The following is a 21,789-nucleotide window of genomic DNA, read 5'->3' on the forward strand; positions in this document are numbered from 1 at the left end:
CTAGTATAGCATAATTTATAGAGAAAGTCCGAGTCTATAGGAAAAATCACTGGTCTTGTGTTATAATAAATAGAATACCCTAAAAGGATGAGAAAAATGAATTTAGAAGATTTGAAAAAACGTCAGGAGAAGATCCGCAATTTCTCCATCATTGCCCACATTGACCACGGGAAATCAACCTTAGCCGACCGGATTTTGGAGGCGACGGAGACGGTTTCCAGCCGAGAAATGCAGGCCCAACTTTTAGACAGCATGGACTTGGAGCGGGAGCGCGGTATCACCATTAAGCTCAATGCCATCGAGCTCAATTATACTGCCAAGGACGGTGAAACCTATATCTTCCACTTGATTGACACGCCGGGACACGTGGACTTTACCTATGAGGTATCGCGGTCGCTAGCGGCCTGTGAAGGGGCCATTTTGGTCGTGGATGCGGCTCAGGGGATTGAGGCTCAGACCTTGGCAAATGTTTATCTAGCGCTGGATAATGACTTGGAAATCCTGCCGGTTATCAATAAAATTGACCTGCCAGCTGCGGATCCAGAGCGGGTACGGGCAGAGATTGAAGACGTGATTGGGTTGGATGCTAGCGAAGCCGTGTTAGCTTCTGCCAAGGCTGGCATCGGAATTGAGGAAATTTTAGAGCAGATTGTGGAAAAAGTTCCAGCTCCAACTGGAAATGTAGAAGCACCGCTCAAGGCCTTGATTTTTGACTCGGTCTATGACGCCTATCGTGGGGTAATTCTGCAAGTGCGGGTTATGGATGGTGTGGTCAAGCCGGGAGATACCATTCAGCTCATGAGCAATGGCAAGACCTTTGATGTAACAGAGGTTGGCATCTTTACTCCCAAGGCCATTGGACGCGATTTCCTAGCGACAGGGGATGTTGGTTATATCGCAGCTTCTATCAAGACGGTACAGGATACTCGGGTCGGGGATACAGTGACCTTGGCGGACAATCCAGCTGCAGAGCCACTAGCTGGCTACAAGCAGATGAATCCGATGGTCTTCGCTGGTCTCTATCCGATTGAGTCCAATAAATACAATGACCTGCGTGAGGCACTTGAAAAGCTTCAGCTAAACGATGCCAGTCTGCAGTTTGAGCCAGAAACATCTCAAGCCCTTGGTTTTGGTTTCCGTTGTGGCTTCTTGGGCTTGCTGCACATGGATGTTATTCAGGAGCGTTTGGAGCGTGAGTTTAATATTGATTTAATCATGACGGCTCCGTCGGTTATCTATAAGGTCAATATGACGGACGGTGCCTCCCTTGATGTGTCCAATCCGAGCGAGTTTCCAGACCCGACCAAGATTTATTCCATCGAGGAGCCTTATGTCAAGGCGCAGATTATGGTGCCGCAGGAATTTGTCGGAGCAGTGATGGAGTTGGCTCAGCGCAAGCGCGGTGACTTTGTGACCATGGACTATATCGATGATAATCGGGTCAATGTCATCTATCAAATTCCGCTTGCTGAAATCGTCTTTGACTTCTTTGACAAGCTCAAGTCCTCTACTCGTGGCTATGCTAGCTTTGACTACGAAATTTCTGAGTATCGCTCGTCCAAGCTGGTTAAGATGGATATTCTCCTCAATGGCGACAAGGTTGATGCTCTTAGCTTCATTGTTCACAAGGAATTTGCTTATGAGCGTGGTAAGCTGATTGTAGACAAGCTCAAGAAAATCATTCCTCGTCAGCAGTTTGAAGTACCTATTCAAGCCGCTATCGGACAGAAAATCGTGGCTCGGACAGACATCAAGGCCTTGCGTAAGAATGTCTTGGCCAAGTGTTATGGTGGTGACGTTTCTCGGAAGCGCAAACTCCTAGAAAAACAAAAAGCCGGTAAAAAACGGATGAAAGCTATCGGCTCTGTCGAAGTCCCACAAGAAGCCTTCCTCAGTGTCCTGAGTATGGATGAGGAATAAAGTCCGGTGGACTTTATTCGCCTAAGCCCTGGATTATAAATGCGAAGGAAAAACCAGTTAATGTTTTTCACCCGAGCTAGGAAATAGGAGTGTGAGTCAAATCTTGGATAAAACGATTATCATGATTGTAGCCATAAGTTTCTTTATTGGCCTTACAAATTTAGTTTTATACCTATTCTATCGACGGGAGAAGAATATTCAGAAAAAATGTACTGCTAAAATTTCAGGTATAGTGGTAGATTATGATAATCGTAATGAAATGGTTATCCCTTTGCCTATTGTAGAATATCTCGTGAATGGGGAAACATACAGAAAAAAATTTGAATATGCTTATTATGTAGAAAATTCTAGAAAAAAGAACAAAAAGATGCCTTTGACAGGAAATATATTCTTAGCGCTGGAAAGAATTTACAGTTAAGAGAAATATTCCCAAAAGGCTCAGCCATGACGGTTTATTATAATCCTGAGAAGCCTGAAAAAGCCTTTGTAGAGCGTTATGCTAGCTATGATAGAATCTTTAGGTTGCTAATAATAATCTTTTCCATTATTGGTTTTGTTCTTACCGCAATAGTTCTAGGAATTTCCTATTTGAGTTGATACTTATTTGAGACTAGTTTGCTCATTATTCTACATTTTCAGCTATGAAATGCCCTAATCTCAAAAATGTTTTCAAACCTTCCTGATGGTCTTGAACGACTTATCTCTTGTTACTTATAGTCTAATGAAAATTATAGCAATCATAAATCGTCAAATTTTAATGATGCATTTATTATGTTTCACAAAAAGATTGTAACTAATCAAAAAACGTTCGACTACTATCAAATTTAAGTAAGAAGGCTTACAAAAATTTGTAGGTTTTTTCTTGAAATCCGAACGTTAGGAAATCTTTTTTAGATTTTACTTGACATTTTCTGAAATAGGAATATGATAAAATGTGAACACTGCATAAGACAAATCTTGTGCGTGTTCGAAAATAATAGAGCGTTGCATCCGTAAGTCAATTTGACACGGCTCTTAAAAAACAAAAGGAGAAAGAATGAATACTTATATCCAAAAGAAAATCGCAAACATGAAGCTGACGCTTTCTGAAATGTCTGGTGGCTATAAACGAATGGTGACTAGTATGAAGAAGCTCGGCTTTTCTGGTACCTTGAAACTTATCTGGGACGATCTGTTTGCTCATCGCAGTCTAGGTCAATGGGTTTATCTCTTGATTCTAGGGAGTTTTCCGCTCTGGCTGGAGCTGATATATGAACATCGCATCGTGGATTGGACAGGGATGATTTGCAGTCTGACTGGGATTATCTGTGTGATCTTCGTTTCTGAAGGACGGGCTAGCAATTACCTCTTTGGTTTGATTAATTCTGTGATTTACTTGATTTTGGCTTTGCAGAAAGGCTTCTATGGCGAGGTCCTGACGACTCTTTACTTTACCATCATGCAGCCAATTGGGCTCTTGGTGTGGATTTACCAAGGTCAGTTCAAAAAAGAAAAGCAAGAGTTTGTTGCTCGTAAGCTAGATGCCAAAGGATGGACAAAATATCTATCGCTTAGTGTGCTTTGGTGGTTGGTCTTTGGCTTGATTTATCAGTCTGTGGGTGCCAATCGTCCTTATAGAGATTCAATCACAGATGCGACAAATGGTGTAGGACAAATCTTGATGACGGCTGTTTATCGCGAACAGTGGATTTTCTGGGCAGCGACCAATATTTTTTCTATCTACCTCTGGTGGGGTGAAAGCCTTCAAATTCAAGGGAAATATTTAATCTATTTAATCAACAGTTTGGTAGGATGGTACCAGTGGAATAAGGCTGCTAAAAAAGCATAGTCCTATAAACAGAAAAAAAATCGGATGCGACAATGTCTCTCTTTCCTTCCGTCCTAAAAATATGGTAAACTAGTATTAGTAAAATTTATTAGATTTAGGAAGGAATGACCATGAAAAAGAAGTACTTTCTGCTCTCCCTGATAATCTTAGCCAGCCTCTCCCTGTCCTCTTGTAGCCTTATTAAGAGTTATAGCAGTCGGAAAGCATCTGATTCTTCCAGTCGAGTTTCCCTGAGAGATGACAGTGATACAAGTAGTAGCAGTCGTAAAGAAAAAGATTCGTCAAAGACTACTGGTACGCAGCGGGTTGGCTCTGATGATTATGGCTATATTAGTATTCCTGATAATTGGATTAAGTTTACAGACGTAGATGGTGGCGACAGCGTCCAGTATACGGATGGAAGTGGCTATAACATTGTCACGATGAACGCTTATACAAAAGAAAAAGCCAATATTGGAGAAGGTGAAGAATTCAACGCTGAAACCATTGCCCAGCGGATCGCTTACCACTGGAAGGATAATAAGGAAGTCGATGACTTTTGGGGAGCAAAGAGTACCGTAGCCGGAAATGAAGCCTTTCAGATTAATGTTATTTTAAAATCCACTCAAAATCTAACGGTTTGGGTCTTCAAACAAGGCGATAAGGTCTATATGATGTCCTTTGAAGGCGATGAAGACACTCTGTATGAATTTATCCCCTATATTGAAGATACATGGAGCATCAGCAAGGACGGTGGAAAAAGCATTTAGCGACGGCATTTGATGATAACTCTCTAAGTTCATAAAAAGCAAATCTGGGACTTATTCTCAGATTTTTTTGTGAGATGGAATATATCATATTCTTTGAGTTTGATAAGATTTAAGAAGGCTCATTTTATGATATAATAAAAAGAATTTGAATTCAGAAAGAAAAATATATGACCCAAGAAATCGACCTTGAAAAATATCATCAGCTAGCCCTGCAGAAGCAGAAAGAGCATCGAAAATTTTTAGCCAGTCTCAAGAAAAAGCCCCCAAAAAACCTTGATAAGATTGCCCAGCAAATCCATGATGAGGTCTTTGAGGAGATTGACTGTACAGCCTGCGCTAATTGCTGTAAGACTCTGGGACCAGACTTTAAGGAAGCCGATATTGTCCGTATTGCCAAGTATTTCAAGATGAAGCTGCCGGCTTTTGAAGAGGAGTTTCTACAGGTGGACGAAGACGGTGACAAGGTTTTCAAATCTATGCCTTGTCCTTTTTTAGGTGGAGACAATCTCTGCTCGATCTACGATGTCCGTCCAAAGGCTTGTCGAGAGTTCCCTCATACAGACCGCAAGAAGATTCATCAGATTAATCATCTAACAATCAAAAACACCCTGACTTGCCCAGCGGCTTATCTTTTTGTGGAGAAGCTGCGGGATAGGTTGTAACATCCCCCTCTAAATCTTGTACAAAAATTCTAGGGCGGAAGTATCTTATATCTGTTAGACTATAGATAGGAGGTAAGAAGAAAAGAATATGATGCATCAATTCAATCGAACCATGGAATATCTGGAAAGTAAGCTGGACGCAGAAGTGGATTTGCAGAAATTCCAGCAGCTATCGGGCTATTCTTATGCTCTCTTTAGCAGGCTCTTTTCTATTCTAGCAGATATGACTTTAGCAGAATACTTGCGCAATCGCAGGCTGTCAGAAGCTGTGATAGACTTGCGGGAAAGCTCTGAGAAAGTCATTGACATAGCGATGAAATACGGCTATGACTCTGCGGATGCTTTCAGCGCAGCCTTCAAGAAATTCCATGGTGCGACTCCCTCAGAAGTTCGAAATGGAAAACCTTATCGCGTCTTTCCTAGACTTCAATTATCATTAAAGATTACAGGAGGAAAGAACATGGATATCAAGATTCAAAAGAAACCTGCTTTTACCGTGGCAGGCGTCCTATTGGAAGCTATTGACAATAGCCAGTGCCCGTCTGCTTGGGAGCAGCTCTATGCAAATCACAGTTTTGAAAGCCTAGAAAGTGTGGGCAGCGGCCAATCCTTTGGTGTATGCTCGGATGTCAAAGAAGGCGAAATCATCAACTATATGGCCGTTTATGATGTGACGGATAAAGCGAAAGCAGAAGAACTAGGTCTGTCAATCAAAGAAATCGCAGAAGCTGAATATGCCATCGTACCAGTCAAGGGAGCTATACCAGCCAGCATCCACCATGCTTGGAAATACGTCTTAGAAGTCTTTTTCCCAGAAACTGGCTATCGCCACTCAGGAGCACCAGATTTTGAAGTTTACACCGAGGGAGACATGTCCTCCCTAGACTATCAAATGGAACTCTGGATTCCAGTGGTGAAATAAAATGGTGATTGCAAGTCATTTTTTAGGCGTTGATTACAGAGGAGGATGATGCTATGCTGATGTATTTTGGGGACGTTTCTCTTTGTTATACATATTCACTTGCGATGGTGCTGCATTCGTATGGTTATGATGTTCGCCCTGAGTTTTTGGAAGCCATTATGGTAATGGGAAATGGCGCTAGTATTGTAAAGGAAGATGAAAAACACCCGCTAGTCTTCTTTGATAATGGGATGCCAGATAGTTCTATCAGTCATTCTTTAGACATTCTAGGCTTTACATATGATGAATACTATATAAAGGATTCAAATGAGGTGAATCTTCTCTCTATCAGAGAAATGTTAAGTAAGTTCTTACTTAGTGGGGCAGTTGTTCTTGGCCCTTTGGACATGGGTTATCTCACTTATAATCCCAATCATATTCATTTGTATGAGGCGGACCATTTTGTTTCAGTTTATGATCTAGATGATGAGTTTATCTATTTCCATGATCCAGCGGGTTTTGCTTGTATGAAAATGAGTTTGTCAGAATTTGCGAATGCCTGGGAAGCTAAAAATATCGACTATAAAAGAGGTTCTTTCTCCATGTGGGGAAACTTTAAAAAAATCAAATCTCCTACTTCCAAAGAGATTTACCAGAAAACATCTATGTTGATGAAGCAACAATATGAAGATGGCGAGGAGAATGTGATCGAAAGATATGCTAAGTCGGTAGCGGACAATGGCTTGAATGAAGAACAAAAGCATCTTCATCAATACTTTAGTTTCAAATTAGCTTCTATCAGAAATCTATACATGAGCAAGTTCTTAAAAGACCACGATACGGTCAGATCTGAAATAAAAGTAAATTTAGCAAAATTGTTTGGCCAAGCTCATCTATTTTGTATTAAGGAAGATTACCAGAAACTATCAGAAGTCTTGTTTGGCATTGCAGCGCTAGATAATAAATTTAGAGATTTGTGCATTCACTATAAAGAAGAGTAGAAAAAGTGGGAAAAATGAAGATGCTGTTTGGAAATGCAGCTGAATCAAAACAAGAGCCACCAAACTATCAAATGAGAGTCTGGATACCAGTGGTGAAATAGATCAGAAACCAGCCCTTCATTTTTGAGGGGCTGGTTTTTGTAGCTTGTGGTATAATGAAGCTACTACAGTTACAGAAAGGATTTCTACCTTGTCATACAAATTTCTACTTTTCGACCTTGACCATACGCTGCTGGATTTTGATACGGCGGAAGACATTGCCTTAACTCATTTTTTGGAGGAGCAGGGCGTAACGGAGATTCAGACTTACAAAGACTATTATATTCCCATGAACAAGGGGCTTTGGCGAGAACTGGAGCAGGGTAAAATTACCAAGCCGGAGCTGGTCAACACCCGCTTTTCTCGTCTTTTTGCTCATTTTGGCATTGAGAAGGATGGCGCTGAGTTAGCTCTCCTCTATCAACAGCATATCGCTCAGCAAGGACAAACCTACGCTGGTGCTAGCGAGTTGTTGGACAGTCTGACAGCAGCTGATTATGAGATTTACGGAGCGACCAATGGCATCACGGCTATTCAGACTGGCCGCATGGCCCATTCCGACATTTCACCCTATTTTAACCATATCTTTATATCGGAGCAGATGGGGACTCAGAAGCCTGAAGTTTTGTTTTATGAAAAAATAGCAGAGCAGATACCAGATTTTGCCCTGTCTCAGACTTTGATGATTGGAGATTCCTTGACGGCAGATATTGCTGGCGCTAATAATGCTGGACTAGACTCTATCTGGTACAATCCCAAGCAGCTAGAAAATGAAAGTCCTTTTCAACCGACCTATACCGCCTATTCTTATGACGATATTATTAGACTATTGGTTCCATAAGGAGACTGTAAATGAAAAAATCCTTGCCTTGTTTTCTCTTAAATATATTTATATCGAGTAAGCTAGTAAAAACGCATTGCGTTTTTAAGGTGAAAAGACATAGCTAAAAAATTTTTAACTCTGTCAAGAAAAAAACTTGACAGCTATTTTTAATCTGCTATAATAGAACATGTGCTTAATAGCTCTGCTATTTCACCAAAAGAAAAAAATAAAGAAAAGAGACCTTAATAATGGCAGTAAAAATCCGTTTGACTCGTATGGGTTCTAAGAAAAAACCTTTCTACCGTATCAATGTTGCAGACTCACGTTCACCTCGTGACGGACGTTTCATCGAAACAGTTGGTACTTACAACCCACTTGTAGCTGAAAACCAAGTGACTTTGAAGGAAGACCGTATCCTTGAGTGGTTGGGTAATGGTGCACAACCTTCTGATACTGTACGCAACATCCTTTCAAAAGAAGGCGTATTGAAGAAATTCCACGATTCAAAATACTCTAAATAATAGAAGTGTAGGTTGACATATGGACACGATTGAAAATCTAATTATTGCGATAGTGAAACCTTTGATTTCACAGCCAGATGCCTTAACTATCAAGATTGAGGATACACCTGAATTTTTAGAATATCACCTAGATCTTGATCAGAGTGATGTTGGACGTGTAATCGGTCGTAAAGGTCGTACTATCTCCGCTATAAGGACGATTGTTTACTCTGTCCCAACTGAATACAAAAAAGTTCGCATCGTTATTGATGAGAAGTAAGAAGAACGGGACCGGTGTGTCTCGTTTTTTTCTATTTCTCTTAGCGAACTGAGTGCGCAGCTCTCAAGTGAGCTTAGAGAAATTGATGCCCATCGAAGCGTGGAAACGGAGGAAATATGAAGTCAGAAGATTTCGCTTGGAACACCCATGAACGAGAGTGTTATGAGAATGGACAAGTGAGTCTGCCTAGTCCTTACAAGATAAAGATTCTTGATGACGGTCAGAAAAGATTGGAACTGGAGCAAATCTTGGCACAGCTTCCTCAGCAGCAGCTTGCTCAATGGGCAATGGAACATGCTACTCGCTTTATAGCTTTGATAAATATTGGTGACAATCTAAAAAAACAGCAAATCTTGACTCGAGTTCAGGAAGTGTTTGAAGCACGACTTGCGGGAAATGTTTCTGCCTATGAGCTGAGAAAGGCTGGTTTCTTGGCTCAGCAGCTATCTCAGCAAGCTAAATCACCAGTCAGTAAGTATGCCGCGCGTGTCTTTGCCCAAGCGGTCGCAACAGCCCACATGCGAGGTCATGCCATTGTCTCGGCTGATTATGCAGTGAAAGTAATAAATCTGCAGAGTCCAGATGATATGCAAGCGGTTATCAGAGAAAGAAAGCAACAGATAGAATTAGCCAAAGAATGGCAGAAAAGTATAAATGAGCTGTAGAATGGAGGTAATAGGATGGATCATATCGAAAGAACTGATGGTAGGGTATCCTATCGGATAGAAGGGCGAGGTCACAAAGAAACGCTTGTGCTCCTGCATGGTCTGAGTGCTGACTCGGGCATGTTTCAGCCTCAGATAGATTTTTTTAAGGATCGCTATCAGGTTATTGCGCCTGATTTACGAGGAAATGGGGAATCAAGCCAGCTGAATTGTCAGGTGGATCAGGTTCTAGATATACAGGCTGCAGATGTGCTGGCGATTTTGGAAAAAGAAGGTATCAGCCAAGCCGTTATCGGAGGTACTTCCTATGGTGGTATTTTAACCATGCACCTCATGACTCAAAATCCGCAAATCTTTAAGGGAGCTATCTTGTGCGATACTTTTTGTACGACGGATTTGTCACCAATGATGAACTCTCTGGCTCAACTTACGGCTCCTTTGGTGAAATACTCATGGTTTATGAAGCTATCAACCTTGCCAATTTATAAACACTGGCCTTTAGCTCGCTCCTATTTTGCTGATTTATTCGACCGGATACGACCTGAGGAGTCTGTTTTGCAGCGCAGGGCAATTGAAGCCATTGATTATCGTGCTGCCTTGGATAAGTGCAAGATTCCTACACTTTTGCTGGCGGGAGATTTTTCAGGGAAATTAGTCCAAATGATGAAAACAACCAAGGAACATCTGAGGCTTGCTCAGGATCTTGTCATTGCTGATTCGTTTGATCCGTCGAATCTATGCCAACCAGCCAAGTTTAATGCTTTGGTGGAGCAATTTGCTAAACAGGTTTTCGAAGAGAGGTCTTAACGCTTTTAAGGTAATACTAGCAACTGCCTCTTGTAACACGGAGCTTTATTGAATATAAAAAATTTTTGGTATTGGGGTGTCCTTATTCCACTAGTAAAATAGCTATCTCTCAGATAGCAGTGTGTGCCCAGATAATATTTTTAAGAATTGATTGGAAACATTATGAAAGAAAAAATAATCAAAACGAAAATAGGACAGCTATTTGTATCTTATCGACCTGCGGAAAAGATTGCTGTATTTTTAAGCGGTGCAGGGAGTCTGCCGACCTATGAAAATTTTTTGCCAGTTATTCGGAAGTTACCTAAAAATTGGGGCTATTTAACAATAGATTACCCTAATGCTGGCCAAAGCCCACTGGAAAATCAAGAAAATTTTGTTTTGGACGATTTGGTCCAATCTATTATAGAGGTTTTATCGCATTTTAAAGTCATCCAGTATGCTGTTTGCGCGCACAGTATTAGTGGTCTTGTAGCAGTTAAAGTTGCTGAGTCAGAGCCGTTTTGTCAGGGACTAATCTTGATTGAGCCGACCACTTATTCTGTTCTATATGGCGAATTAGCTCAGAATCCTTATCCCGAATTTTTAGCCTTACAGGAGAAAGTTCAGACGCTCGGTGGAGGATATGAATATCTGAAAAAAATAGGACAAGAAAGTTTTTCCGTAGCTGATTTTAAAATCCTATGGGAGAAGGCAGAAAGGAGTTCGGATAGATTAAAATCTTTACAAGAAGGATTTCAACATTATTGCAGTATCGCAAAAAGCGATTTTCAAAACTTAGATATCTCTTTTCAATTCCCGATTTTTATACTGAGTCAGGCCTATCGAGAACAAGAATATAAAGATTCCGAATTTGCTTCACAAAAAACTCAGATTATTTTAGGAGGTAACCATCATTATTTACATTGGAGTGAGTCAGAAAAGATAGCTGAGCTTCTTTTAGAAGTGTGATGGGTAAGTTGTATGCAAGTTTTATTTTGTATACTGAAAGCAGGAGTAAATATACATGCAAAATAGCTGAGATTTTTATCTCAGCTATTTAGTACGTATTTATGAGAGTTCTATCCTAGTATCTCAGCAATAGCATCTCGGATTTCCTGAACGGTTGCGGATTTGCTATGGTCACTGGTATCAAACTCAATGTATTTGCCATCAGCATCAACAGTTCCACCTACAGGCCCTTCGGATCCGTCCACAGATGTTCCGATGGCTGGTGGCAAACTTTTATCCGCATCATCAGTATCAATAACTATGATGCGAGTATTGGACTCGAGATCATCTATCATTGGAAGAGACGATGCGGAGGTCATGTTCTGACTAGCATAATATTCTAGAAAAGCCTTGATGGTTAGATTGTCAATTTGAGCAATTTTTTCATCAAGGGCTGAGAGATTTCTAGTTTCCCTCGTTTCATTTTCCATCGCTTGGCCTTTTTTGACCTGTGTCAAAGCAGTTAGACTGGCGGCTGTTGTGGCTAGAATAGCAGTAGAGAGCAGGAGTTTACTTAACTTTTTTCCCATAGTCGTCACCAACTTCTTTCTAGTTTTGCGTAAACACACTCGGGTGTTTATAGTGTTAAAGCTCTATATGTATAATTATACGTTAAACAGCAATTTTAATCAAATAAATATAGGCAAGGGAATTCCCTCTTATCTCCCTTGTACATTCCCCTATATCATGATAAAATACTAGGCAGAGTATAATATGTTGGAGTCGAGATGAATTATTTTAATGTTGGAAAAATCGTCAATACGCAAGGTTTACAAGGTGAGATGCGGGTTTTGTCAGTGACGGATTTTGCAGAAGAGCGTTTTAAAAAAGGTAATACCCTTGCCCTGTTTGACAAGAAAGATCGGTTTGTTATGGATGTAGAGATTGCCAGTCATCGCAAGGTCAAAAACTTTGATATTATCAAGTTCAAGGGGATGTACCACATCAATGACATTGAAAAATTTCGTGATTTCACTCTGAAGGTCCGAGAGGAAGATTTGACGGACTTGGAAGATGGTGAATTTTACTACCATGAAATCATCGGTCTTGAAGTCTATGAAAATGACCTTCTTCTTGGTAGGATTAAGGAAATTCTGCAGCCAGGAGCCAATGATGTCTGGGTTGTCAAACGCAAAGGCAAGCGTGATTTACTTTTACCATACATTCCGCCAGTTATGCTGGGGATTGACATTGAGCAAGGTCGGGTTGATGTAGAGATACCGGAAGGACTGGACGATGAAAATTGATATTTTGACTCTCTTTCCGGAGATGTTTGCGCCATTGGAGCACTCTATCGTCGGTAAAGCTCGGGAAAAAGGCCTCTTAGAAATCAATTACCACAATTTCCGAGAAAAGGCTGAAAAATCCCGGCATGTAGATGACGAGCCATACGGCGGAGGTCAGGGTATGCTGCTACGGGCTCAACCTATTTTTGATGCCTATGATGCCATTGAAAAGAAGCAACCGCGCGTGATTTTGCTAGATCCTGCTGGTCGGACTTTTGACCAAGCCTATGCTGAGGAGTTGGCTAAGGAAGAAGAACTCATTTTCATCTGTGGCCATTACGAAGGCTATGATGAGCGGATCAAGACTTTAGTGACAGATGAGATCTCGCTTGGGGACTATGTCCTTACTGGGGGAGAATTAGCAGCTATGACTATGATTGATGCCACAGTTCGCCTGATTCCAGAGGTTATCGGCAAGGAAGCCAGTCATACAGATGACAGTTTTTCGTCTGGGCTCTTGGAGTATCCTCAGTACACTCGGCCCTATGAATATCGGGGGATGGTCGTTCCGGAAGTCCTCATGAGTGGCCATCATGAAAATATCCGCAAATGGCGTCTCTATGAAAGTCTGAAAAAGACCTATCTAAGACGACCTGATTTGCTGGAACACTATGAAATGACGACCGAAGAAGAAGCAATGTTAGAAGAAATTCGACAAGCTCAATCGGACTGACAAACAAGGTTAACTCTTAGAAGCTATCTAGGAGTTTTAGCTTTATGTGATTGTTTTTGTATCTGTCACAATTTTGTAATAAAAATTCTATCAAAAAGATACTTTTTTACACTAGTTAATACTACTCTTTTGTGTTAGTATATTACCATGAGGCAAAGTGCATCATTTAAATAAATGTATGTGAGATTACCAAGGAGGAGAATGAAATTATGGAAAAGAAAATTGGCAAATCTGTTGTAGCAACCGGTATTGCGGCTACAACTATTATTTCTGGTGGACTGACCCATCAAGTGCATGCTGATGAGTTGATTGAATCAACTACAACAGCTCTTAAAGCGACTGAGGTGACTGAAAAGCCAGTGACGGCAGCTGATGTGGCTATAGCACAAGAAAATGCTGAGATTGCTAAGACGAAACTTGAAGAACAAAAGTCAGTAGTTGATACTGCTAAAAGTGAAGCAGAAGCTGCAGAATCTAGCGTAAAGGAAGCGGAAGCTACAGTTGAAGAAGCAAAAGAAAATCAGGCAGAAGCGACAGAAGAAAATATTTCTAAAGCTGAAGCCAATGTAAAAACAGCTGAAGAAGAAGTTGTTTCTAAAGAAGCTATTCTTAAAGAAACAACTGCTGAAGCGGAACAGGCAGAGCAGTCGGTAAAAAATCAAGAGAATATTATTAAAGCAAGCCAATCTCTGGTAGATGTTGCAGAGACTGAGTTGAAACAAGCTAAAACACCACTTAACTCAGAGGAGCAAGCTGTAGCAACTGCTAAGAGCCAGCAAAGTCAAGCACAGACCGCTTTAGACAATGCAAAGACAGAGTTGACAAAGGCGGAACAAGCAGCGTCTTCTGCTCCACAAGTGCAGGCTGAAATCCAGAATAAAATCAATCAGGCAAAGGTATCTTTGAGCCAAACCAATCAAGCTATCAGCTCTCTTGAAGCGCAAATTCCGGCTACAGAGAAAGCAGCAGCAACAGCTCCTGTTGACCTTCGCAATACGACTTATTCCCAATTTTTAGAAAATGTTCGTAACAATGCGGCTAATCAAGAAATTCGTGATGCTGCTAACAATGCTCTTGCAGTTTACCAAAGTGGACAAAATGAATTTGGTATCTCAGTTAATTCTGATCCAACCAGTCCAGCTAGTCTAGAAAATAATCTTCAAGCTTTGGAGTTGGTTAAGGCGATTAATGCTTACCGTCGTAATGCCGGCTTACAAGAGCTGTTGGTTGATCCGTATGCGAATGTGGCTAGCCAGATTCAGACTATCTACTTTGAGCGTAATAACTGGCACATGGGCAAGCTGATTGGTAACGAAAATGTAGCGATTAGCTTTGACCCACAAGGAGCTGTCAATTTCTGGCACAGTGAAAAAGCACTCTATCAACAGATTGCAGCGCAATATGGACTGCCTACTGATGAAACTCAGATTGATGCTAATGCTATCTATATGAGAGTTGGGGCTGGTGTATTTGCTCAGATTGGTCACTATGTTCAGATGATGGACAATAAAGCGAATGCTATCTCAGCAGCTTATGATAAACATCCAAATCAATGGGGCACTCCTCATGGTACATCCGAAGTTGGTTTCCATCATATTAGCAACTTTGACCAACGTGTTAATAATGGTACTTTGCTGACTGTTGCTGCTATGGAGCAGTTGTTGCGTGCTGGTGGCGGTCGTTCTGCAGGTTCTAACGCAAATGTTACAGCACTTAAGAATCAGTTAGCTGAACTCAAGGCTCAAAAAGTTGGTCAGGAATCAGCTATCAATATCCTAAATGCTCAATTAGTTGATGCTCAAAAGGTAGCGGCAACTCAAATTTCAGCAGTTGAAGCAGCTCGTCAGAAGGTAGCAACTGCTGAAAATAATCTAGCTTTGACCAAGCAGAATGTTGCTCTCAAGCAAGAAGCTCTTGACAGAGCAACAGATAAGATTGCAGCAAGTTTGGCTCCTTACCAAACTAACTTGAGCAATGCTCAGGCGGCTCTAGCGGCAGCTAAGGATAAGTTGGCAGAGCTTCAGTCAGCTCAAGAAGCTGCAAAAGCTAATTTGATAATTGCTCAAGAGGACTTGCTGTCTGCTCAAAAGACATTTGCAGCAGCTAAAAAGAAAGTTATTGACCTTCAAAACGCTCCACATTTACTTGCTGAAGCAGAGCAAGAACTTGCAGCTGCGCAAGTCAATTTTGAGGCTAAACAAGCAATTCTAAATCAAGAACAGTCAATTCTTAAGGGGCTTGAAGAGGCATACAATAATCTTCAAGAGACATATGAATCCCTTCTAAATTCTTTGATTCTGTCTGATTCGATTTATACGAATGCTTTAGATACAAACTATCGTTTAGGTGAAGATAAACAGACTCTAACAGCTGTAAAAGCCGGAGCTACTGGTCCAGGTGCAGAGGATGAATCTAAGAAAGATTCAGATCCTAAGACTGCAGAAGTTCATGCGAACACTCGTGAAGTCAAAGGAGCAACTACAGGTGCTGTTCAAGCGGCAGGTGAAGGATTAATTGCTGATTTTGTTGTAAATCCTGCAGCTCAGTTAGCTAGTGTGGCTACAACTGCCGATAAGGCTCCAACCGTACCTGCTATTCTGCCAAATACTGGTTCAGAAGCAGAACGTCTTGCAATTTTTGGTATGGCACTTGGTGCAGCAGCCTTTTTGGGAACGAACAAGCGCCGTCGCAGAGACGAAGATTATAATTAATGAAATACAAAATGAGACTGGAATAATTTCCAGACTCATTTTTTTGTCCAAGCTAATAAGCAATCTCATATGAAAGGGATGAGGAGTTAAGTTCCACATTTTCTAAGAAAGATAAAAACTTCCGATTTAAATTGTCGGAAGTTTTTGATATACATATTAGAGTCTATTTGACCGCTCCGCCTGTAACACCTTCTACGTAGTATTTCTGCATGAAGATGAAGAGAAGAGTGATTGGGATAGCGATGATAATCGCTCCAGATGTGAAAGGCAAGAACCATTTATTGATGGCGTCTTTATTAAGCATTTGGAAAAGTCCTAAAGCCACTGTATATTTTTCCTTGACATCGCCTAGGATGACAGAGGCAAAGATGAAGTCAACCCAAGGTCCCATGAAAGCCATAAGCGCTGTATAAACGATAATCGGTTTTGACAGCGGTAATGTAATAGTCCGGAAGATTTGGAAGCGAGTCGCTCCGTCGATCATAGCGGATTCGTCTAAAGAATATGGGATTGTATCAAAGAAACCTTTAGCAATATAGAAGCCTAGAGCTGCTCCAGCTGAATATACTAGAATCAGTGAAGTCAGGGTTTGTGTCAAATTAAGTGCTTTTAAAATGTAGTAAACCGCAATCATAGACATGAAGCCTGGGAACATATTAAGAACCAGAGCCAACTTGAGGAAACGGTTTTTATGCTTGAATTTGATACGGCTTAGTGAGTAAGCCATACCCACAGTAATCAAAGTAGACAGGATACAGGTTGCTGTCGCAACAATCAGTGTATTCATAAACCACTGAACAAAAGGATATGTGTTGTTATTAAACAGTCTGATATAGTTGTCAAGTGTATAGGTTTTAGGGAAGAAGTAAGGGACTGCATTAGAGCCTTCACCACGGAAGCTAGTCAGAAAAATCCAGATAATTGGTGTAAGCCAGATGAATGCTAAAACAGCCAGTAAGACATAAATCCCTAATAAACTGAGTTTTTTTCTATTTTTCATTATTTAGCAGTTCCTTCCTTGAATGATGCGGATCTAGTATAGGCTAAGAGACTGAAGGCTGCAGAGATTGCAAAGATCAGGATACCAATAACAGATGCCAGATTGTAATCCTTGGCTGAAACGGTCAGTTTATAGAGCCAGGTAACCAAGAGGTCAGTTGAGCCTGCCTGATAGTAAGAAGAGTTAGTAGGTCCACCGCCTGTCAGGAAGTAGATAACGTTGAAGTTGTTGATGTTCCCGATAAACTGCTGGATAAGTGATGGCGCCATTATCAAGAGAATTTGAGGGAAAGTAATGCTCTTGAAGATTTGAAGCTTGCTAGCTCCATCAATTTCAGCAGCCTCGATTTGCTCGCTAGGTAGGTTCATGATAATCCCAGTCGCTACCAGCATGGTAAATGGAATACCAATCCACATATTAACCAGGATGATTGAGAACTTAGCCCAAACAGGATCACTCAGAAATGGAATTGGATTCTGGATGAGATGGAGGCTTTGCAATAGTCCATTCAAAGGCCCATTGTCATTCAGGAAATTACGCATCAAGAGCAGGGATACGAATTGCGGTACAGCAATAGTGATAACGAAGAGTGTTCGCCAAACTTTCTTGTACTTGAGGCCTTTGGTATTGAGCAAGAGAGCTAAAACGATACCGAAGAAGAAAGTAGTAGCAGTCGCAGCAACTGCCCAAATCAAGGTCCAGCCTAAAAGTGGGAAGAAGGTGCTAGCCATGCGACCTGAGAAAACATCACCGAAGCTAGAGAAGCCAACCCAGTCAAAGAGTGACTTAGGAGCAGGATGCTTATGGTCAAAGTTAGTAAAGGCCAAACAGATCATATAGATCAGAGGCAAGATGGTAAAGAGCAGTACTCCGATAAGAGGGATGCTCATTAGGCCCATGTGAAAGCGGCCGTCAGCAAGCGTCTTGAAGTCTTCAACGAAGTTAGGAATCTTCTGACCGGACTGCTTGAGAGCCATCAAGTGACGAGCACTTTTCAGATTACACCAGTAGATGTAGGCGAAGACTGCACAGAAGATAAGAGAAGCAAGTCCAAAAATCAGCATCAGCATAGAGTTGTCACCCGCTACTTGAACAGTGATTTCCAAGCCGTTAACTTTTTTGATAGCCTCTCCCTGCTCTAGAGTCCCCAATGTAATCATGCCGCCAATAGCTGGTAGGATTTGGACTGCAAAAGCAATTAGGAAAGCAATTTCTGAGAAGAGGAAGAGCAGCCCCTTGATAAATTGTTTGTTTACAAGGTTGCTCAGTCCCATTACCAAAAAAGAGAGTTTGACATCCCAGGTTCCCTCTTTAAAGACCTGAACCATGGATGCATTGTCATAGGATGACTGAGTCATAGTATTCTCCTTATATTTACAAAGAAAGAAGTGAGGAGGCTGCCCTCCTCACTTCAATGCTTATTTTTATTCGTTTGAGGATTATTTAGCTGCTGCTAAATCTTTATCAAACTGTTGTAATTTTGCGAGGTATTGATCTTCACCAAATTTACCATTGTAAGCATCGCTGAGGATTGCAGCACTTTCAGTCCAGAAGACAGACATTTGGCTAAGTTTAGGCATAACTGTTGTGTAGGTATCAGAAGATCCCATTGTGATAACAGCTTGTGCCAAGGCATCTTTCTTAACATCTTCAGACTCTTGTACTTCTTTGTTAGCAGGGATGATGTGACGTCCTTCAAACTTGAATTGGTTTTCTTGGCTTTCTTTGCTAGTAAGAGCTTGAGCCAGTTTGTAGCTTGCTGCGATACGGTCAGTGTCGCCGTTTGAAGGTGTTTGGTTAACTGCGTAAAGTTTTACACCGAGGAAGGCTTTTTGTTGAACGTCTTGTCCACCGATATTAACAGTTGGATAAACAGAGATACCAAGGTTATCTTTACCGACAGCTTTTTCAGCTGCTGCGTAGTCCCATGGACCAGATTGGAAAGCGTCAACTGAACCATCTTCAAATTTAGCAAGAAGGTTAGAAGCATCTACGTTTACAAAACCGCTGTTATTCTTTTGAGCTGCGATGAACTTCAGAACGTTCACACCAGCTTCGTTACCCCAGTTTGTTCCGTCTACTTGCTCACCATCTTTACCAAAGAGAGTGTCGCCAACAGAAAGGAAGAGTGGAGCAGTGGCGTAGGCATTAACTTCTTTCAAGTTTCCGCCGAATTTAGCTTTAGAAGTGATGGTTTCATAAGACTTAACATCGTCAGCAGAAAGTTTTGACTTGTTATAGTAGGTTACTTGTGACTCGATACCGAATGGGAAAGCATAAGTTTTACCTTTGTACTGAGCACCAATAGCTGCTTGTTCTGTATCGTTCTTCTTGATTTCTTCTGCCATATTAGAAGGAACTTCTTGGATAGCTCCGGCTTCAACTAATTTACCAAGTTGGTCATGTGGCAGAGAGAAAACATCGGCAGCAGTACTAGCATCTTTTGTCAGATTTTCCTGAGCGTTTGGATCTTCCATTTCGACTACGTCAACCTTGTAGCCTGATTCTTTCTCGAACTTGCTAACTGTATCAGAGTAAGAATCTTTAGCACCGGTTGGTACCCAAAGTTTCAAGGTCTTGCTATCGGCTTTAGAAGAAGAGCTCTCCTTGCTGCTATTCGAGCTACAAGCTGCTAACAGCGTTCCTGCAGCCAGCAAGCTGACACTGCCTAATACCACTTTTTTCCATGTTTTCATTCCTATTTCCTCCCGGAATTTTTATTTACAATTCTATTATGCAACCGTTTGCAATTTTTGTCAAGTCTTTTTTTGAAAATTTTTTAAAAATATATTAATTTTTCTAAAATTTTTCTATTTTATTACTGTTTATTTAATCAAAGCCTATTAAAATGGCTGTGCAATCGCTTGCTTGATTTTTACTTAGAAAACGCTTTTTTATGAAGAAAATCATGTTTCTTTTGAAATAGATTTTTGGTACTTGCAAGAAGATATGAAGACAAGTTATAGTTCAGTATTACCAAAGAAAGGAATAAAACTTTTGATTTTCTAACATTCTAACGTCTTCCTGTTGAATGCTTCCCTTTTCTGCTATAATAGACCTATGAATAAGCTAATCCAATCAAAGCTGGAACTGTTGCCGACCAGTCCCGGCTGTTACATTCACAAAGACAAAAACGGTACCATTATCTATGTCGGAAAAGCCAAGAATCTTCGTAATCGGGTTCGTTCTTATTTCCGTGGCAGTCATGACACCAAGACTGAGGCCCTGGTTTCCGAGATTGAGGATTTTGAGTTTATTGTCACCGAGTCTAACATTGAGGCTTTGCTTCTGGAGATTAATCTAATCAAGGAAAACAAGCCTAAGTACAATATCATGCTCAAGGACGATAAGTCCTATCCATTTATCAAGATTACCAACGAAACCTATCCGCGCCTGATTATCACGCGCCAAGTCAAAAAGGACAGTGGGCTTTATTTTGGTCCCTATCCTGATGTTGGTGCGGCCAATGAAATTAAACGTCTCTTAGATCGCCTCTTTCCTTTTCGTAAGTGTACCAATCCACCTGAAAAGGTCTGCTTTTACTACCATCTAGGGCAGTGCAAGGCCCACACTATTTGCCAGGTAGACAGCCAGTATTTCAAGGACTTGGCTCAAGAGGTAGCAGCCTTTCTCAAGGGCCAGGATGACCAGATTATTGAGGATTTGCGGGGGAAAATGTCTGGCGCAGCGCAAGCTATGGAGTTTGAAAAGGCAGCAGAGTACCGCGACTTGATTCAGTCCATTGGTACGCTGCGAACCAAGCAGCGGGTCATGGCCAAGGATTTGCAGAATCGCGATGTCTTTGGCTACTATGTGGATAAGGGATGGATGTGCGTACAGGTCTTCTTTGTCCGCCAGGGCAAGCTAATTGAGCGCGATGTCAATCTTTTTCCTTATTACAATGATCCGGACGAAGATTTTCTGACCTATATCGGCCAGTTCTATCAGGAAAAATCCCACCTCAAGCCTAATGAAATTTTGATTCCAGCAGATATTGACGAAGAAGCTGTCCGAGTCCTGGTGGATACCAAGGTGCTTAAGCCCCAGCGAGGCGAAAAGAAACAGCTGGTCAATCTGGCTATCAAAAACGCCCGAGTTAGTCTCCAGCAGAAATTTGACCTCTTGGAGAAATCTATTGAAAAGACCCAAGGTGCAATTGAGAATCTAGGGCAGCTCCTTAACATTCCAACGCCTGTTCGTATTGAGTCTTTTGATAACTCCAATATCATGGGGACCAGTCCTGTATCAGCTATGGTAGTCTTTGTCAATGGTAAACCCAGCAAGAAGGATTATCGCAAATATAAGATCAAGACTGTCGTAGGACCTGATGACTACGCAAGTATGCGTGAGGTCATCAAGCGGCGCTATAGTCGGGTGATTCGAGATGGACTGACTCCGCCTGATCTGATTGTCATTGACGGTGGACAGGGCCAGGTCAATGTCGCTAAAGAAGTTATTCAGGAGCAGTTGGGATTGGATATTCCCATCGCTGGACTGCAAAAAAATGACAAGCACCAGACTCATGAATTGCTCTTTGGTGACCCTTTGCAGGTTGTAGAATTATCCCGGAATTCGCAGGAATTTTTCCTGCTTCAACGCATTCAAGATGAAGTCCACCGCTTCGCCATTACCTTCCACCGCCAGCTTCGGTCTAGGAATTCCTTCTCATCTCAGCTAGATGGCATTGAAGGCTTGGGACCAAAACGCAAGCAAAATCTCATGAAACACTTTAAATCTCTAACCAAGATTAAAGAAGCCAGTGTTGACCAAATCGTCGAAGTCGGCGTACCACGAGCAGTGGCAGAAGCAGTGCAGGAGAAGTTAAAGCCGAAAACTCAGGAGCAGGAACAAGCACAGTTGCGAGAGGTGGCGGAGCCAGTTGTAGACATAGATTGAAAGATTAGTTTATCGGATTTTAGAGAGTCTTATAAAATAAACTTAAATGAAAGCTTTGCAA

The 21,789-nt window shown here is 41.4% G+C and carries 22 protein-coding genes; 18 read left to right on the forward strand and 4 right to left on the reverse strand.

From position 1 onward, the window contains the following. Positions 1 to 96: 96 nt before the first annotated feature. From lepA to AX677_RS02065, 14 genes are all read left to right on the forward strand, one after another. On the forward strand, positions 97 to 1,920 hold the full coding sequence (gene lepA / locus AX677_RS02005; RefSeq protein WP_060975991.1) for a translation elongation factor 4: 1,824 nt from the start codon (positions 97 to 99) through the stop codon (positions 1,918 to 1,920). Between the two features lie 103 nt (positions 1,921 to 2,023). Further along, a complete protein-coding gene (locus AX677_RS09475) occupies positions 2,024 to 2,338 on the forward strand; it encodes a hypothetical protein (protein ID WP_156445972.1) in 315 nt (104 codons plus the stop codon). 26 nt (positions 2,339 to 2,364) lie between these two features. Then, complete coding sequence (locus tag AX677_RS09590) at positions 2,365 to 2,517, forward strand: hypothetical protein (protein WP_082730190.1); 153 nt, start codon at positions 2,365 to 2,367, stop codon at positions 2,515 to 2,517. A 439-nt stretch (positions 2,518 to 2,956) separates the two neighbouring features. Continuing rightward, on the forward strand, positions 2,957 to 3,748 hold the full coding sequence (gene pnuC, locus AX677_RS02015; RefSeq protein WP_002895303.1) for a nicotinamide riboside transporter PnuC: 792 nt from the start codon (positions 2,957 to 2,959) through the stop codon (positions 3,746 to 3,748). Between the two features lie 104 nt (positions 3,749 to 3,852). Further along, on the forward strand, positions 3,853 to 4,497 hold the full coding sequence (locus AX677_RS02020; RefSeq protein ID WP_082730191.1) for a hypothetical protein: 645 nt from the start codon (positions 3,853 to 3,855) through the stop codon (positions 4,495 to 4,497). Positions 4,498 to 4,664: 167 nt separating this feature from the next. Beyond that, positions 4,665 to 5,159: a YkgJ family cysteine cluster protein gene (locus tag AX677_RS02025; RefSeq protein WP_002909597.1), complete on the forward strand. Its 495-nt coding sequence runs from the start codon at positions 4,665 to 4,667 to the stop codon at positions 5,157 to 5,159. Between the two features lie 88 nt (positions 5,160 to 5,247). After that, on the forward strand, positions 5,248 to 6,081 hold the full coding sequence (locus tag AX677_RS02030) for an AraC family transcriptional regulator (RefSeq protein WP_060975994.1): 834 nt from the start codon (positions 5,248 to 5,250) through the stop codon (positions 6,079 to 6,081). Positions 6,082 to 6,134: 53 nt separating this feature from the next. Continuing rightward, positions 6,135 to 7,061 carry a DNA repair protein RadC gene (locus tag AX677_RS02035; protein ID WP_060975995.1) on the forward strand — a complete coding sequence of 309 codons (927 nt, stop codon included), beginning with the start codon at positions 6,135 to 6,137 and terminating at the stop codon, positions 7,059 to 7,061. Between the two features lie 190 nt (positions 7,062 to 7,251). Further along, a complete protein-coding gene (locus AX677_RS02040) occupies positions 7,252 to 7,941 on the forward strand; it encodes a YjjG family noncanonical pyrimidine nucleotidase (protein WP_060975996.1) in 690 nt (229 codons plus the stop codon). A 230-nt stretch (positions 7,942 to 8,171) separates the two neighbouring features. Beyond that, positions 8,172 to 8,444, forward strand: coding sequence for a 30S ribosomal protein S16 (gene rpsP, locus AX677_RS02045; protein ID WP_002895310.1), 273 nt, complete (start codon positions 8,172 to 8,174; stop codon positions 8,442 to 8,444). 19 nt (positions 8,445 to 8,463) lie between these two features. After that, a complete protein-coding gene (gene kphA / locus AX677_RS02050; protein ID WP_002895313.1) occupies positions 8,464 to 8,703 on the forward strand; it encodes an RNA-binding protein KphA in 240 nt (79 codons plus the stop codon). A 116-nt stretch (positions 8,704 to 8,819) separates the two neighbouring features. Further along, a complete protein-coding gene (locus AX677_RS02055; RefSeq protein ID WP_060975997.1) occupies positions 8,820 to 9,368 on the forward strand; it encodes a putative immunity protein in 549 nt (182 codons plus the stop codon). Between the two features lie 15 nt (positions 9,369 to 9,383). Continuing rightward, complete coding sequence (locus AX677_RS02060; RefSeq protein WP_060975998.1) at positions 9,384 to 10,175, forward strand: alpha/beta fold hydrolase; 792 nt, start codon at positions 9,384 to 9,386, stop codon at positions 10,173 to 10,175. A 162-nt stretch (positions 10,176 to 10,337) separates the two neighbouring features. Beyond that, positions 10,338 to 11,123 carry an alpha/beta fold hydrolase gene (locus AX677_RS02065; RefSeq protein ID WP_060975999.1) on the forward strand — a complete coding sequence of 262 codons (786 nt, stop codon included), beginning with the start codon at positions 10,338 to 10,340 and terminating at the stop codon, positions 11,121 to 11,123. Positions 11,124 to 11,233: 110 nt separating this feature from the next. On the opposite strand, the gene AX677_RS02070 is transcribed toward AX677_RS02065, so the two are convergent. Continuing rightward, positions 11,234 to 11,692, reverse strand: coding sequence for a hypothetical protein (locus AX677_RS02070; RefSeq protein WP_060976000.1), 459 nt, complete (start codon positions 11,690 to 11,692; stop codon positions 11,234 to 11,236). A 198-nt stretch (positions 11,693 to 11,890) separates the two neighbouring features. Between AX677_RS02070 and rimM the strand changes: the two genes are divergently transcribed. The 3 genes from rimM to AX677_RS02085 all read left to right on the forward strand — a co-directional run bounded on the left by rimM (position 11,891) and on the right by AX677_RS02085 (position 15,832). Beyond that, positions 11,891 to 12,409 (forward strand): ribosome maturation factor RimM, encoded by a 519-nt coding sequence (gene rimM / locus AX677_RS02075; RefSeq protein WP_060976001.1) that lies wholly within the window; start codon positions 11,891 to 11,893, stop codon positions 12,407 to 12,409. Then, positions 12,399 to 13,121: a tRNA (guanosine(37)-N1)-methyltransferase TrmD gene (gene trmD, locus AX677_RS02080; protein WP_002933534.1), complete on the forward strand. Its 723-nt coding sequence runs from the start codon at positions 12,399 to 12,401 to the stop codon at positions 13,119 to 13,121. Before rimM ends, trmD begins: the two co-directional genes overlap by 11 nt. 209 nt (positions 13,122 to 13,330) lie before the next feature. After that, positions 13,331 to 15,832, forward strand: coding sequence for a CAP domain-containing protein (locus AX677_RS02085; RefSeq protein ID WP_060976002.1), 2,502 nt, complete (start codon positions 13,331 to 13,333; stop codon positions 15,830 to 15,832). A 163-nt stretch (positions 15,833 to 15,995) separates the two neighbouring features. Here AX677_RS02085 and AX677_RS02090 read toward each other — a convergent pair whose 3' ends face one another. The 3 genes from AX677_RS02090 to AX677_RS02100 form a co-directional block, all read right to left on the reverse strand. Beyond that, on the reverse strand, positions 15,996 to 16,832 hold the full coding sequence (locus tag AX677_RS02090) for a sugar ABC transporter permease (RefSeq protein WP_002895328.1): 837 nt from the start codon (positions 16,830 to 16,832) through the stop codon (positions 15,996 to 15,998). Further along, the gene (locus tag AX677_RS02095) at positions 16,832 to 18,190 is read right to left on the reverse strand and encodes a carbohydrate ABC transporter permease (protein ID WP_060976003.1); all 1,359 of its coding nucleotides are present in this window, start codon (positions 18,188 to 18,190) and stop codon (positions 16,832 to 16,834) included. Before AX677_RS02095 ends, AX677_RS02090 begins: the two co-directional genes overlap by 1 nt. An 81-nt stretch (positions 18,191 to 18,271) precedes the next feature. Then, on the reverse strand, positions 18,272 to 19,528 hold the full coding sequence (locus AX677_RS02100) for an extracellular solute-binding protein (protein WP_002895331.1): 1,257 nt from the start codon (positions 19,526 to 19,528) through the stop codon (positions 18,272 to 18,274). Between the two features lie 364 nt (positions 19,529 to 19,892). Between AX677_RS02100 and uvrC the strand changes: the two genes are divergently transcribed. Next, complete coding sequence (gene uvrC, locus AX677_RS02105; protein ID WP_060976004.1) at positions 19,893 to 21,728, forward strand: excinuclease ABC subunit UvrC; 1,836 nt, start codon at positions 19,893 to 19,895, stop codon at positions 21,726 to 21,728. Positions 21,729 to 21,789 lie beyond the last annotated feature (61 nt).

The sequence above is a fragment of the Streptococcus sp. CCH8-C6 genome, from assembly GCF_001557225.1.
Taxonomy (GTDB): Bacteria; Bacillota; Bacilli; order Lactobacillales; family Streptococcaceae; genus Streptococcus; species Streptococcus sanguinis_C.

Excerpts from the sequence above, each read along its gene's own strand:
- lepA (WP_060975991.1), top strand. The coding sequence starts at position 97 with ATGAATTTAGAAGATTTGAAAAAACGTCAGGAGAAGATCCGCAATTTC.
- AX677_RS09590 (WP_082730190.1), top strand. The coding sequence starts at position 2,365 with ATGACGGTTTATTATAATCCTGAGAAGCCTGAAAAAGCCTTTGTAGAG.
- pnuC (WP_002895303.1), top strand. The coding sequence starts at position 2,957 with ATGAATACTTATATCCAAAAGAAAATCGCAAACATGAAGCTGACGCTT.
- AX677_RS02020 (WP_082730191.1), top strand. The coding sequence starts at position 3,853 with ATGACCATGAAAAAGAAGTACTTTCTGCTCTCCCTGATAATCTTAGCC.
- AX677_RS02025 (WP_002909597.1), top strand. The coding sequence starts at position 4,665 with ATGACCCAAGAAATCGACCTTGAAAAATATCATCAGCTAGCCCTGCAG.
- AX677_RS02030 (WP_060975994.1), top strand. The coding sequence starts at position 5,248 with ATGATGCATCAATTCAATCGAACCATGGAATATCTGGAAAGTAAGCTG.
- AX677_RS02035 (WP_060975995.1), top strand. The coding sequence starts at position 6,135 with ATGCTGATGTATTTTGGGGACGTTTCTCTTTGTTATACATATTCACTT.
- rpsP (WP_002895310.1), top strand. The coding sequence starts at position 8,172 with ATGGCAGTAAAAATCCGTTTGACTCGTATGGGTTCTAAGAAAAAACCT.
- kphA (WP_002895313.1), top strand. The coding sequence starts at position 8,464 with ATGGACACGATTGAAAATCTAATTATTGCGATAGTGAAACCTTTGATT.
- AX677_RS02055 (WP_060975997.1), top strand. The coding sequence starts at position 8,820 with ATGAAGTCAGAAGATTTCGCTTGGAACACCCATGAACGAGAGTGTTAT.
- AX677_RS02060 (WP_060975998.1), top strand. The coding sequence starts at position 9,384 with ATGGATCATATCGAAAGAACTGATGGTAGGGTATCCTATCGGATAGAA.
- AX677_RS02065 (WP_060975999.1), top strand. The coding sequence starts at position 10,338 with ATGAAAGAAAAAATAATCAAAACGAAAATAGGACAGCTATTTGTATCT.
- AX677_RS02070 (WP_060976000.1), bottom strand. The coding sequence starts at position 11,692 with ATGGGAAAAAAGTTAAGTAAACTCCTGCTCTCTACTGCTATTCTAGCC.
- rimM (WP_060976001.1), top strand. The coding sequence starts at position 11,891 with ATGAATTATTTTAATGTTGGAAAAATCGTCAATACGCAAGGTTTACAA.
- trmD (WP_002933534.1), top strand. The coding sequence starts at position 12,399 with ATGAAAATTGATATTTTGACTCTCTTTCCGGAGATGTTTGCGCCATTG.
- AX677_RS02085 (WP_060976002.1), top strand. The coding sequence starts at position 13,331 with ATGGAAAAGAAAATTGGCAAATCTGTTGTAGCAACCGGTATTGCGGCT.
- AX677_RS02090 (WP_002895328.1), bottom strand. The coding sequence starts at position 16,832 with ATGAAAAATAGAAAAAAACTCAGTTTATTAGGGATTTATGTCTTACTG.
- AX677_RS02095 (WP_060976003.1), bottom strand. The coding sequence starts at position 18,190 with ATGACTCAGTCATCCTATGACAATGCATCCATGGTTCAGGTCTTTAAA.
- AX677_RS02100 (WP_002895331.1), bottom strand. The coding sequence starts at position 19,528 with ATGAAAACATGGAAAAAAGTGGTATTAGGCAGTGTCAGCTTGCTGGCT.
- uvrC (WP_060976004.1), top strand. The coding sequence starts at position 19,893 with ATGAATAAGCTAATCCAATCAAAGCTGGAACTGTTGCCGACCAGTCCC.